General features: G+C 44.9%; 6 protein-coding genes. 3 read left to right on the plus strand and 3 right to left on the minus strand.

Features of this window, described 5'->3' with window-relative positions; translation table 11 throughout:
• The first annotated feature begins 595 nt into the window (after window positions 1-595).
• The 3 genes from mobC (C7475_RS27545) to mobC (C7475_RS27555) are packed head-to-tail and all read left to right on the plus strand — an operon-like array spanning window position 596 to window position 4,550.
• The gene (mobC, locus tag C7475_RS27545) at window positions 596-1,000 is read left to right on the plus strand and encodes a plasmid mobilization relaxosome protein MobC (RefSeq protein WP_110056647.1); all 405 of its coding nucleotides are present in this window, start codon (window positions 596-598) and stop codon (window positions 998-1,000) included.
• Window positions 985-2,493, plus strand: a complete 1,509-nt coding sequence (locus C7475_RS27550) for a relaxase/mobilization nuclease domain-containing protein (RefSeq protein WP_110056648.1) — start codon at window positions 985-987, stop codon at window positions 2,491-2,493. The genes mobC (C7475_RS27545) and C7475_RS27550 overlap by 16 nt, the downstream gene beginning before the upstream one ends.
• Before the next feature lie 56 nt (window positions 2,494-2,549).
• Entirely contained in the window at window positions 2,550-4,550 is a 2,001-nt protein-coding gene (gene mobC / locus C7475_RS27555) for a conjugal transfer protein MobC (RefSeq protein WP_110056649.1), read from the plus strand.
• A gap of 273 nt (window positions 4,551-4,823) precedes the next feature.
• Here the strand turns inward: mobC (C7475_RS27555) and C7475_RS27560 are convergent, their stop codons facing one another.
• The 3 genes from C7475_RS27560 to C7475_RS27570 form a co-directional block, all read right to left on the minus strand.
• A complete protein-coding gene (locus C7475_RS27560) occupies window positions 4,824-7,742 on the minus strand; it encodes an SGNH/GDSL hydrolase family protein (protein ID WP_146217673.1) in 2,919 nt (972 codons plus the stop codon).
• 164 nt (window positions 7,743-7,906) lie between these two features.
• Complete coding sequence (locus C7475_RS27565; protein WP_110056651.1) at window positions 7,907-8,617, minus strand: hypothetical protein; 711 nt, start codon at window positions 8,615-8,617, stop codon at window positions 7,907-7,909.
• A 21-nt stretch (window positions 8,618-8,638) separates the two neighbouring features.
• Window positions 8,639-13,336 (minus strand): DUF6443 domain-containing protein, encoded by a 4,698-nt coding sequence (locus tag C7475_RS27570; protein WP_110056652.1) that lies wholly within the window; start codon window positions 13,334-13,336, stop codon window positions 8,639-8,641.
• Window positions 13,337-13,341 lie beyond the last annotated feature (5 nt).

Below are 13,341 nucleotides of genomic sequence, written 5' to 3' on the forward strand. Positions count from 1 at the left end.
TTTAGTTGCTGTCCCTGTCCACCGGCAGCTATAACAAATATTTAGTAAGAAATCATAAAGCTAAGTGCCAATCTGTTTTCTCCAGTAACTGATCTTGCACACCTATTCCTTTCGACAAAAAATTAGGAATATTTAACTCATGATAGGAGAGGCCTTCACTTGATGTAGGATATGGCATTTATTAGAAAACGGCCTCCCCTTTTTCTTATCAAATCTCTGAGGTTTTAGTCACCACGAGGATTGCCTCATCCTATTGCGATTCCAAAAGGTTGGTTAAATAATGCTATTGCCACAACTATTTGTTCACCGCATAACAAATAATGATTTCCTGGCGATAGCCAATGTCTAGGCGCCATAGTATGCTATATATAATGGTGTCAGGCGAATTGTGGGTCTCACTGTATCAATTTCCTAATTCATCGAATGGTGGCAACAATCAATGTTATTACAATAACTATGGTCGTTTCGGCCACGATCGGTGTGTCCAGCAAGATGTACAGTTGCGCACAAATTGCGCAACTGGTTGGTGCCGGCCTTCGGTATCCGGCGCCTCAAAATCCTCCGAAGTCGGATTTTTTTAACGACAAACAACATTATGGCAAGAAAGAAAGTACCAGTGCAGGACGCGTTGTCTTATGATGTAAAGACACGGATCAATCAGCGCAATTTCCAAAAGTTGCAGCAGCTATTGTTGTCTTCACACCATAAGAATATGAGCGAACTATTACGTGCAATCATCTGTGACAAACCAATTACCCTCTATAACAAAGATGACAGCCTTGGAGCCTTAATGGAAGAACTTGTCAGGCTTCGAAAAGAAATCAACGCCATCGGTATCAATATCAATCAAGTGACGCGTCAGATCAACAGCACACCGGAAGCGTCTCAAAAGCTACTTCATGCATTATCGTTAACGACGCTACTGGGTGGGGTAGAAGCTGTCAAGAAAGAATTGTTTCCTGTCATTGAAAGGCTCGCGGAAAAATGGTTGCAAAAGTGATTTGTGGAAAAGGCATTCGGCGCTTGCTGAGCTACAATGAAGTCAAGGTGAAAAATGGTGATGCGCATTGTATCGCTGCCGAAGGTTTCGGGCTGGGACCGGAGCGACTGAATTTTTATCAAAAGATCAACCGGTTTAACATGTTGACCGAACGTAGTGAGATTGCCCAGACCAATGCCATCCACATATCACTGAATTTTCCTCCTGAAGAGATATTGCCGCTGGACACTATGCGTCAAATTGCCAGCGACTATATGGAGCGTATCGGCTTTGCTGACCAACCCTACCTGGTCTACGAACATACCGATGCGGGCCATCCTCATATGCATATCGTTACTACCTGCATTAGAGCCGATGGCAGCCGTATCCCAACGCATTACATAGGGCGCGATAGATCTGGTCCGGCAAGGATAGCCATAGAACAAGAGTATGGACTGATACCAGCAAAAGTCCGTGGAGTGAAAACTACAGGAGAGCTTCCTGCCGACTGGCTTAAAAGGGCCAGGTACGGGGATCGACCTACCAAAGCGACGATCGCTGCTATTGTTGGAGGGGTTATTAGCAACTATCGTTTTGGTAGCCTTTCTGAATATAATGCCGTTCTGCGGCATTTTGGGGTACTGGCAGATCCTGGCAAGCCAGGAAGCAGTCTTTATGAACACGGAGGACTCGTCTACCGACTGCTCGATGACACCGGTGCCCCAAAAGGCGTTGGCATCAAAGCCAGTATTTTATATAAGTCACCAACATTAGCAAATCTGCAACCGCTCTATGTCATTGGTGCCAGCAAAAGAAAAGCGTTTGCAGGGCGCCTCACGCGCACGATCGATAAACTGCTTATAGCCGGCACTTCGCTCGAGCAGTTGTCTGCGGCGCTCGAAAAAGAAGATATCAGTCTGGTAGCACGCACCAATCCACAAGGGATTATCTATGGTTTTACATTCATTGACCACTTGAGTTGCACAGTATTTAATGGCAATGCCCTGGGAAAAAAATACAGCGCACACGCACTCTTACGCAAACTTCCGCGGGGAGAGAATGCGACTCTAGCATCCAATCTCTCCTTTGTGAGTGGGCTCTTGCAGCGTACCAACTTTACCGGTAGCATCGATGCTGTTTTACAAAACTGGAAGCAAGCGGGACTACAGATTGTCATTCAACCCATCCCGGGTGAAGCGCCTCAGTTTTGGCTCGGGCGGTCAGGCGGTGATCCGACCAATTTTGTCCTGGCTGATAAATCCATCACCGCGTATTTGCTAGCTGCAGGAATGGGTAGGTCTGCAGGGAATGCTGGCGCCACAACAGGCGGTGGCAACAGAACAACCCTTCCGCCGCCGGCCGTAGTGCTACTCGAAGGATTACAAGTACTGGCCGAGCAATTCTGTGGTCTTTTTGCCGCCTGGCTGGAACCTGAAGATATCTACAATTGGGTGCCTGCAGCATTACTGAGGGAAGCGAAAAAGAAGAAAAGGAAAAAACGGCGTTTGTCCTGATCGGTCAATTGGTCAGGGTACATGCGTGATTTTGTGAGTTTGAAAATGTGTGAAGTATGCAAACTGGTGAAAATGAACAGGGCCTACGGGCTATTATTGACTTTGTCCGTAAGTCATCCATTATCCTGCTTGGATTACATTTCTTTATCTACTGTTATGCTGCATTTGTACAGTGGGGGCTCGTGCCATCCATAGTAGAACGGGTTTTAAGCAACATCGCCCGGGCGGCTATTTTCAAAGAGCCCATTTATACCAAAGCTGCAGTAATTGGTCTGCTAGCACTATCGCTATTGGGTATAAAAGGCAAAAAAGATGAAAAGGCTAGCGTCTCGACAATTATCGCTTTGCTGGTATTTGGGATGCTGCTGTTCTGGGGCGCGGCCTGGCTCCTGTATTTTCCAGTACCAGTCACTCAACTCGCGATTGGATATATGCTGGTTACCAGTTCGGGCTACCTGCTGCTGCTATCCGGAGGCGCTCGACTTTCCCGTCTCATTAAACTGCAATTGGGTAAAGACATCTTCAATGAACTAAATGAAACCTTCCCCCAACAAGAAGAACTGATCGAAAATGAATATTCAGTCAACCTGAGAGGACGGTACCGGTTCAAAAGCGCCCAGCGCCAGATGTGGATCAATATCCAAAATCCATTTAGGGGCACTCTACTCTGCGGATCCGCGGGAGCCGGTAAAACATTTTTTGTTGTCCGAAGTTGGATTGAACAGCACATCAGTAAGGGATACACGATGTTCGTGTATGATTTTAAGTTCGATGACCTTTCTAAGATCGCTTACAACGCCCTGCTACAATACCAGGGTGTTTACAAAGTGCAGCCTAAGTTCTATGTCATCAATTTTAATGATCTGAGCCGCAGCCATCGCTGCAATCCCCTGGACCCGGACATGATGACTGATATTACGGATGCGGCGGAAGCGGCGCGGACGATACTTTTGGGTCTGAACCGCGACTGGGTCCGACGCCAAGGTGAATTTTTTATCGAGAGTAGTATCAACTTCGTAACTGCTGTCATATGGTTTTTACGTGGCTATCAAGGCGGCAAGTTTTGTACATTGCCGCATGTGATTGAAATGATGTCCGTTCACTATGATGACTTATTCCCGGTCCTTGGTACCGATCCCCAATGTGACGTGTTTCTAAATCCATTTATTTCTGCCTACCTGTCCCGCGCCATGGAGCAACTGGAAGGACAGATCGCCAGCGCGAAAATAGGTATGGCCCGCCTCAGCTCTCCGCAGCTGTATTACGTCATGAGCGGCAGTGAATTTACCCTCGATGTCAATAATCCTGAAGCCCCCAAGATTGTCTGCATGGGTAATGATCCATTAAAAATCCAAATCTATGGCGCCGTACTATCCCTGTATATATCGCGGATGCTCAAACTGGTGAACCGGAAAAACCAGCATAAGTGTTCCCTCGTTTTCGATGAATATCCTACGATCTACGCACCACTTGATACCTGCCTGGCAACTGCCAGATCGAATTTAGTAAGTACCCTGCTTGCAGTTCAGTCAACCGAACAATTACGCAAAGATTATGGTCGTGAGCAGGCAGACGTGATCATCAATTTACCCGGTAATGTCATTTGTGGACAAACATTTGGTGATACTGCCAAAGTGCTCAGTGAGCGTTTCGGTAAAATTGTGCAACTCAGGGATAGCGTTTCCATTAACCGGCAGGATACCAGTGTTAGTCACAATACGCAGCTCGACTACGCGGTACCGCCATCCCGTATCTCAGCGCTTAGTTCCGGGGAATTTGTCGGTATGGTGGCCGATAATCCGGCTACCCCGGTAAAACTCAAAACCTTCCATTGTCAGATCATTAATGATCCTGACACCATAAAAGCCCAGGAAGCGGCCTATGAGCCCCTGCCTAAAGTGAGAGAGGTGTCTTTTTTGGAGGTACAGCAAAATTATGCGCAGATAAAAAACGATATCGCTTACATGATTGAAAATGAGATTGACCGTATCCGTAAAGATCCGACGCTCGCCCACTTGCTTTTTATTAAGCCTGAAGAGGAGGGAGGCGTTTCATAAAAGGAACCTTTTCGGTAGCTGCCGATGGCTGGTGCAGATACTGAGGTAAAAGAGTAAGAGTTTTGGGCAGTCACTTGAATACTATAATGATGGGGTGCGAAAGGTGGGCGATAGAAAACTGGCCGGGTCGGCAATAAAAAAGAGGCTGTATCAAAAGTTGATGCAGCCTCTTTTTATTCGGGTACCTGATGGAGTCAGGTAGTCGTTTAAGTGATTCTCAAGGCCTTCGTTTATTTTTGATACAACCTCTTTTTTTATTTAGGAAAGTTGTTGTTACTCGGTTTTTTCAAGTGTGAAGTAGCAAAGCGTAGCAATATATTGGTTAACGCCACCTTGTATCGGAGTCGCAAACAAATTTAATGTTCCATTCGCAAGCACCTCGATATTATCAAATACAGCTGTTTTCGAAGTATTACCCTGGTTATTGACTGTAACAGGATCGGATGAATTTACCCTGTAGACAGTATTACAGTTTGCCGACAAACTCTGAGCGGTAGCCGTATTAAGCGACCCAAAGAAGGTTACCCTGTATTTGCCCGCCGCAAGATTTGATACTGTTACCTGTGGTGATGCTATAGCGTAGCTGCTAATATTAAAGAAGTTACCCTGAACCACCCTTGTCGGTGCAGCAAAACCTCCACCGTCGTTAACAGTTTCACCTGTTGCATCTGCACTGTACTGCCCGACAAATGGTGTCCAGGTCCCTGTAGCGACCGTTACCGCATTCCCAGCGTAAGACACCGTTTTGCTTAGCGTTCCATTATGAGGTTCGCCTGAAACTATTTCCCAACCTGAAGATGTGAAAGCATTTTTGGAAAAAGCTACTTTTAATGTTGGGAAATTGCTGCTGGCACTTACCGTAATGGTCACATTACTGAATCCTGTCAGATTGTTGCGATCCGTGACGGTACAACGGAAGATGTAAGTCCCAGTTGTCAGACCTGTCACAGCTGTCGTAAGACTGTTTGCGGTTGTAATGGTTGCACTAGGTCCAGACACTTTTGTCCAGAGCACCGTTACCGGTTCTGCATTACCGCCAGTAATAGTAGCTCTTAAATTGGCGCTACTTAACGGAAGAATAACTGTTTGTGCATTGCCTGCATCAACCACTGGCGCAATGTTGGTTGTGGTAGTTTCTTCCGTAATAGTTAATCCATTGATCATTCCGAAAGATGCTTCTCCTGCTGGCACTCCTACAAACACTGGTATTTCCCCACTTGCGTTAGGCTGAACACCATTGAAGATTGCTACATCTGAGGTATTTCCACTGGCGTCGATCAGGCGCTTATTTAATGTATTATCGTTTACAATTAACAAGGTAGGATTTGCATCAAGTCCAAAACTATTGTCCAGGGAACTATAAATACGGATCAAATACTTTTTAGCCGGATTGAGACCAATTAATTTAAATTGACTTGACGAGGTGCCAGAATAAGTAATGTCTTTGGAATACCAAGCCGATGAAATTACCGGCTGGTCAGTAGCAAAACCGCCGGCATCACTGGTTTGCTCGCCATTGTCGTTGCCCGCGTTTACTCCGTAATATACACTGCCCCAATACGTGCTATTATTCCCAATGGAAAGCAGGCCAATGCCGGACGCAGTATGAATCCAGGTTTTTCCGGTATTTGCAGAAGCTAAAGGACCGTCACTAACATCGATCCAACCCGGTACATTCTGAGCTGTGAGATTGAAATTGAATTTAACAGCACCATTGGGGTCGGAGGTTGGGCTTACTGTTACGGTGATATCCCGGCTATTTGTGCCGCCATCACTATCTGTTACCACACAGCGGAACACATAAGTACCCTGAACAAGACTATTAATATTGGTTTCTGAATTGGTAGGGCTTGCAATGACGGCATTGCCTCCGGAAATTTTAGACCATTGGTAGCTCGCAATAGTTGACCCGGCAGGGGCGGTTGCAGTGGCTGTTAAAGTAATGGAGTTTGTTGGCAGTGTAATGGCAGAAGGCCCACTGATACTGATGACAGGCAATGGTTTTACCGGTACGTTGTTGCTCTTGGTCGCCTGTGCGACATTACTCCACTGAGAAAAATAGCCGTCACGGAAATATAAGCGTACGCGGTATAATTGACCATCTTCGGCAACGTCTAGCGTGTTTTGGGATGGGGATGTAATAGTCTGGTAGTCTGAGAAAGGGGTTGATAACCCGATGGTGCGTTGAACTACATATTTGATGACATCGGTATTTGATGTGAAATAAGCGGATAGTGTATTTCTGAGTGCTTTAAAAACGATCGCACAACCTGCATCATTGAGGTGAATATTATCCCCTACCTGTAAGGAGCTATTTAGTTGATTGGGATTACTGGGATCTTCCAGTAAATGATACACATAGGCACATCTGTTACCAAACGTTTTTCTGAGATTATCGGCTGCCGTCAGTAGTTTCAGTCGTTGCGTAGTGCCCAATTGTTGACGGGGAAAATTACTCATCACAATCAATTGCACACCATTTCGTTTGCACAGATCTTCAATAAGTAAGGTGTTAGATAGTGCTTCTTCATTTGTCATTTCGCCGCCTGAACTATTAGAAGCATAGTCGTTGCTGGTATTGATCAGGATAATGATGGTATTGCCATCTGCAATGGCCTTTGTGATATTGCGTTGCGTATCTACATAACTATTGCTACCGTCAGGGGCCAGGTTTCTCGAATTATAACCGTCCTTGCAATAATTGGTGACCGCAGCATTGGGAGATACTGAGTAGATATAGGATTGCAGCAAACCTACGATTGAATTGGAGAAAGTGCTGGCATAGCTACCAGCGCCCTGACTATCACCTATTACGCCAATCCTTGCGCTCTGATACAATTCATTGTCCGACTGCCACCATTTTAACTTTACGTTACTGCCCTCCAGTGCTCTTACTCCTAGTGATACATCAGGTGAATTTAGACTGTAACCTCCTGAGAACCTTACAGATAGTGTGTCCTGCCCAGGAATGGCAATGGCCGTGTCGCCAAGGTTAATCAGTTTGATTCTTTTGAACTGCGTACTTCCCTTGCCCGTATTGAACAGAAAGCCTGTGCTATCGCTGGTGGAGTTCTGTAGTTTAAGCTCTGCCTTTATTACACGGACGGTATCATTTGTTACTTTCAACGTTGTTTGCCCCCAGCTCAACAAGGAGGAAACGAGAAAGCATAAAAGAAAATAAAATGATCTCATGTGATTGATGTGTTAAATGCCTTGTTCATAACAAAGCCGTATTGTCCCAAATGTTTGATTGCTGTTTTTTAAAGACCGGGCATAGTTTTCCCTACCCGGCCGACCCGGGTAGTAACCCCGAGGATCGGCCCAGGAATTTCCTGGTAAATTGTTGCATTAAAAGATTACGATAGGAGCGCTGCCGGAATATCTATTCGTAAGGGATAATCTCCAGGTGCATCTTTCATGGCTTTGATCACCAGTTGATCTTTAACCACGGTGATAGACTTAAACATGTCAAGGAAAAATTCAGCGCCTGTACCGGATGTATCAATTTCGTTTTCAAAAACGGTTTCTTGACCTTTTTGCAGCCGTAGCCTGGCCGACATTTCATGTTCACCGATTAAGATCCAGATACTTGCAACGAATGGCGTACCCCCTATATCGACTTTGGTTTCAAGGGATTTAATGTCTGCCCGCAGCTCCAATTCCAAACCTTTTTGAAGTGCATACGTCGCAGCCATCTTCAGTTCAGCATTGTTAGTCTGATCACCGGCTTTAATCAGACTGTTGGTGGCTACATTCCATACAAAACGCTTTTTTGCTTCAAAGTTCAGGTTGTTGAATACGTCGAAGTCAATCAGATTATAATAGAACAGGTTGGCCCCTGCTCGTTTGACGTAGTGCACACTGTCTGGTGGTGTTATCGGATATTTATCAAATCTGGCTTGATTTCCAAATTCAATGTTGATAAATTTTATAGCAATACCATCATAGCTTTCATTGAGCAGCTGATTCAATAATGTACTTGTCCCAAAAAATCGGTTGACAAAATCTCCTACATTTCCATTCTCATCTTTTAACCAACAGAGGGTTCGTCCAATTTTGTTTGCCATATCTCGCAAATATATTTATAGTTAGTTTTTTGGATTGATCATTTTTCCAGTATTAAAATCCCTCGGATAAGGAACCTTCATACCCGGAAGTGGCGCTGTGTTGCCTGAGTTATAATACAAACTTCTTAAATATTTTTCAATAATATGGGCTTCGAATTTCGGAAATACTTTATCAGTTACTCTTGGTGTTGCGCCTGCTTCTACCTCATATCTCAGTACATCGTTAAGTCTTTTCAACTCCGCATCCGTTACGCCAAACTTAATAATTTGTCCATCTTTATCATAAATGGTATAAACTTTAGATGGTTCGTCCCCTTTTGCACTTGTCTTAATATTAAGCTTTGCTGCATTGTCCTCCAACTCACTTCTGAAGTTCCACGTGCCTTTTGACGCCGGTCCTTCCAGGTCAGTACTCACCTCAGAGGTTGCCTGTACGGTTTCCACTTTTTCGATGTTGCCGACAGTTGTTTCGTTTACTGGGTCACGATTGGTGGTCCTTGATCGAATGTATCCATTGATATATCCACTTATGGATCCGCTGGCTCCGGCGACTAAAGCGCTTGGCAGGGCATTTTTCATCGCCTCTCCTAAAGACTGATTCCCAAACCACATGCCTGAAGCTGTACCCATCACTTCTGCTCCGATTGCCTGAGAAACACCTATGTCAATAGCTGTGCGGATGGCGTCGCCTGGAATACGACTTACCAGAGGACCTATAACAGTTGATGCTCCTCTTGTAACTGCCCCACCTATGGGTGCCATTATCGTTCCCATAAGCGCTCGTCCGGCAGCATCGTTAATGGAATGTCCGCTGAGTACGTCAGCCACCCCATTTCCAATAGCAGAAATGGTGGCCGCGGCTGTTACGTTTCCGGTAGCATAAAGTCCCCCGCTTACCGCTCCAACTAGGGTGTATGAAGCTCCTCTTAAAATTGCCTGTCCTAACGTAGGAGCTGAGCTAATCTCAGACCAGTTAGAGATAACATTGGTAACTCCGCCAATAACAGCTCCGGCGATTACGGCAACCAGGGGCAGGAACCGGCCATCCGGATCTACAAACATGGCAGGATTATTACCCATTCCATTGTAGCCTCCGGCAAGCTGGCGCGCCGGATCTAAACTAATGAATCTGCCAAGCTGGGGATCATAATATCGGGCATTAAAATAATATAAAGCGACATCCAACTCCTGATCCAACTCCTTACTTTGGAATAGGAACTGATTGCCTGTTTTGTTCAACCTACGACTACTTTGAGTAGTGATCTCCAGGCCATAGGGATATACAGTGCTTTCCTGTAGCAAGGGGCCAGATTGATGGCTTACCTGTAAGTCATCGAACCATACGTCTTCGCTGCCCTCATTGCTGGTATACACGTATACAAAGCCATTTTTAGGCACATCAATATGTCCATTATAACTAGTAAGGGCGTCCGGGCCGCCGTTTATTCGTTTTACATACCCAGTGACTAAATTGAAATTTTCGTCAAACAGTAAATAATTCAGATAAGCCTTGGGAGTTTGATTAGTCTGATTATTTTGCTGATTGTCATTTACAAACGCATATAGGTCACCTGTATTTAGATAGCTGCCCCCATTTTGGCGTATATTTCCTTTACCGTTATCGACAATTTCGGAACCTGCTCCAAGAAACGCAGTGATCAGATTGTTGACGATATCATCAGGGGTTGCAGTATTAGTTGTTCCCGTCGTTTTGTAATAGGCCTTAGTTTGTATATCCACTACATCTCCAGCCATCACTTTGAGCACAATTGCAGCGCCGATTTTTTTGTCCGGTACGCTTCCATTCAGCCTGCTCCAATATTTATTGGTTTGCTCATTATACCATGGCAACTGAGTTGAAATGGCTTCTTTTACTAGGTCCAAATTCCGATACGTGGCCACCTCAATTTCACTACGATTTTGTTCAAAAGTCGCTGCGTAGAAAGAGGTGTCTTTTTCTTCGGTAAGGACAGTTCTTACATTTCCAAGATTATCCGTCTCGAAATAGTCATATACAAGTTGTCCTTTAGCTGTTCTCCGTATCCTACCCTCCGGGTGACTAAAGAATAAAAGCGTATCATTTTTATATACAAACCCGTTCAGATACGAATAACTGGTGCGACTGTTGCCATCGATGATATCCTTTTTCCATCTGAAGCCGGAAGCATCATATGTGTATTCAATGCTTTTTTGTGAATTCTGAAGTGCGATTTTGACCAGTTTTCCAATCGTGCTATTCCAGGTATAGTGCGTTCCTTTATTTTCGTCACTGATCAGGTTGCCGTCGCTATCGTAGGTATAGTCATTATTTTCCCCATTTAGGCCATCTTTGAAGTCGCCCTGCTGTTGAAACCCTGCATCGTCTATGACTTTAAGTAGTTTGTCACCGACTGACTCGTAGGTGTATCGCAGCTTATCTACCGGCTTTGTCGCCCCTAGTAGGGTCGCAGAGACATCCATGGTCTGAATGTTTCCGTTTAAATCATAGGTTAAATTGCTAACTCCATAGTTTTCGTTGCTGCTTGACCAGGTGCCATCCTTATTTAATGCGAAATCAGCTTGCGATAGCCGTCCTGCCGGATCATAATTGTATCCAAAAGAACGGTACCCGTTATCACCTTTTCTTCTCCAGGTAATACCGGATAGACTACCATTTTTCCAACTATTGGAAAATCCATGTTCATAAAACATTTCATATCCGAAATAGCCATTCCCACCGTTTCTGACATAATCTCTGTTGACAGCTATGATTTTACTGTTGAGATCATAGTCATATACCAGCTCGTCAAGGTTTCCAAGCTTCTTACTACGCAATCTTCCCAGCGTGTCGTACGCCAATTGGCTAACTAACCGTTCAACATGGTCGTTGTTTAAGGTTTGTGTAGTCTTTATGAGCCGTCCGTTATTATCGTAGAGATATTTAGTTAATACTGAAAGAGAAGGCGTCGTTTTACTTAATGGATTATTGTGCAGTAAGTGCTGTGAGAGCAATTGGCCGCTGAATTGATATTGGGAGGTGGTGACATCTGTGCCTCCATTGATGTTATCTTCGGATAATTGAATCCTTCTGCCTTTGCTATCATAGTACGCCGTAGTCGTGAGCCATTGTTCTGTTGCCGCATTGATTACCCTGGTTTGTTTACCGGTCATTACACCGGTTAGATTATAATCCGGCAATGCAGCTTCTACATAACTGGCCCCGCTAGCATCCAGCTTTGCCACCATTTCATTTCTGAACGGTTTGGCGCCTGCCCATGTGTAGTCATCGTAATGATAAATGGTGATCGGTGTAAAACTTTCAAGTTCTGGAACCGGGTTCAGATAGGAGGGAAGGCTGTTGGTCAGGTTTTTAGCCGTATCCAATGTTAATGTCAGATCGTCACCAGGTTTAAGGCTAAACCCATCAGGAACAGTGATACTATTAGATGCAGTGTATTCGGCGGCAGAAACCTCACCGGATTGTAATGTAAGATCGGCCGGCTGTAGATTCAGTATACTTAACGGAATTTCTGCAGTGCTACGAATGGTATCCATTCGCTGCTGTAGCTGTGCACGCGTTGCACCACTTTTATATTCGGCGGTCATCACCAAACGATCAAAGTCATCATAGAACATGACGATCCATTTACCATCTTTTCTTTGGTTACCATCCTGTATAAATGTGAGCCGTTCACGTAAGTCGTAAACCAGATATTCAGGCTCAGCGCCCCCTGCTTTTTTTTCTACTTCTCGGCCTTTTGCATCATATTTGACCTGAAAGCAAAGATTTTCTAGTACTTGTGCATCTTGGAAATTCCATCCATTGGCCTCATAAGCCTTGACAGCCTTAGGTGTAACGATTAGACGCAGTCCGCCCAGGTCATCATACACATAATAGGTACAAAGCCATCCTTGTGCGCCACTGCCGGGGTTATCGGCAACTTGATGTTTTTTAAGAACACTGCGGCCATCTCTTGTCTTGTATTCGATCGTTATTTTGTTATCCTCATCAGTCACCGCTGTTTTGTACAATTCACCTGTGGCAAAGACACCGAGATTCTGCGGAACCAGATCTGGGCCATCTGCTAAACCGATGATCCTTATTTGTTCGGAGATGTTATTTACCCCATACTGATAGCGTTGGCCTACGTTGTTTCCCAACAGTGCGTTTCCCGGACGAAAGGTTTGCAAGGGACGGGAAAAGCTGGAATTTTCGACTTGGCTGGACGAATACAGATATTTCTGTTGTTCCTGCCCTGGCAAACCATTGTAGAAACTCACCTGGTCCGCAAAAGGATTAAGCTTGATTAAGCCATCCTTTGGCTGATTAGGCAAGGTCGCATAACTTAAGTATTGACGTGTTTGGCGCCCGGCATCGTCATAATAGGAGAGAGAGACCATATCTCGTCCGCCAGGAGTTGCGCCTTTGAGCACGGTTTGGATCTTCCTACCTAAACCATCGAAATAGGTTGTCGTTTGTTGTACTTCTGTATTTGTTCTGGCCGAGGAGACAACACTTGCAAGATCAGTTACCGGAATCGAAGGTGTCCATTGTCTGATAAATGGAAAATTTGCTGCAGCATTGTAGGATGATGGTACAACGGGATTGTTCACCACAGGTGCCGTTGCCCCATTAGGAACATTTTGTGCCTGGGTGTCAAAGCATTTCAATATGAGTAGAAGTGTAGCCAACAATGCGGTGCGGTTTCTTAGAAACCAGCTATATAGGTGCATTAACATGATTT

The sequence above is a fragment of the Chitinophaga sp. S165 genome (assembly GCF_003182155.1).
Taxonomy (GTDB): Bacteria; Bacteroidota; Bacteroidia; order Chitinophagales; family Chitinophagaceae; genus Chitinophaga.

Bases quoted from the DNA above. Each gene is read 5' to 3' on its own strand.
- mobC (WP_110056647.1), top strand. From the start codon at position 596: ATGGCAAGAAAGAAAGTACCAGTGCAGGACGCGTTGTCTTATGATGTA.
- C7475_RS27550 (WP_110056648.1), top strand. From the start codon at position 985: ATGGTTGCAAAAGTGATTTGTGGAAAAGGCATTCGGCGCTTGCTGAGC.
- mobC (WP_110056649.1), top strand. From the start codon at position 2,550: ATGCAAACTGGTGAAAATGAACAGGGCCTACGGGCTATTATTGACTTT.
- C7475_RS27560 (WP_146217673.1), bottom strand. From the start codon at position 7,742: ATGAGATCATTTTATTTTCTTTTATGCTTTCTCGTTTCCTCCTTGTTG.
- C7475_RS27565 (WP_110056651.1), bottom strand. From the start codon at position 8,617: ATGGCAAACAAAATTGGACGAACCCTCTGTTGGTTAAAAGATGAGAAT.
- C7475_RS27570 (WP_110056652.1), bottom strand. From the start codon at position 13,336: ATGTTAATGCACCTATATAGCTGGTTTCTAAGAAACCGCACCGCATTG.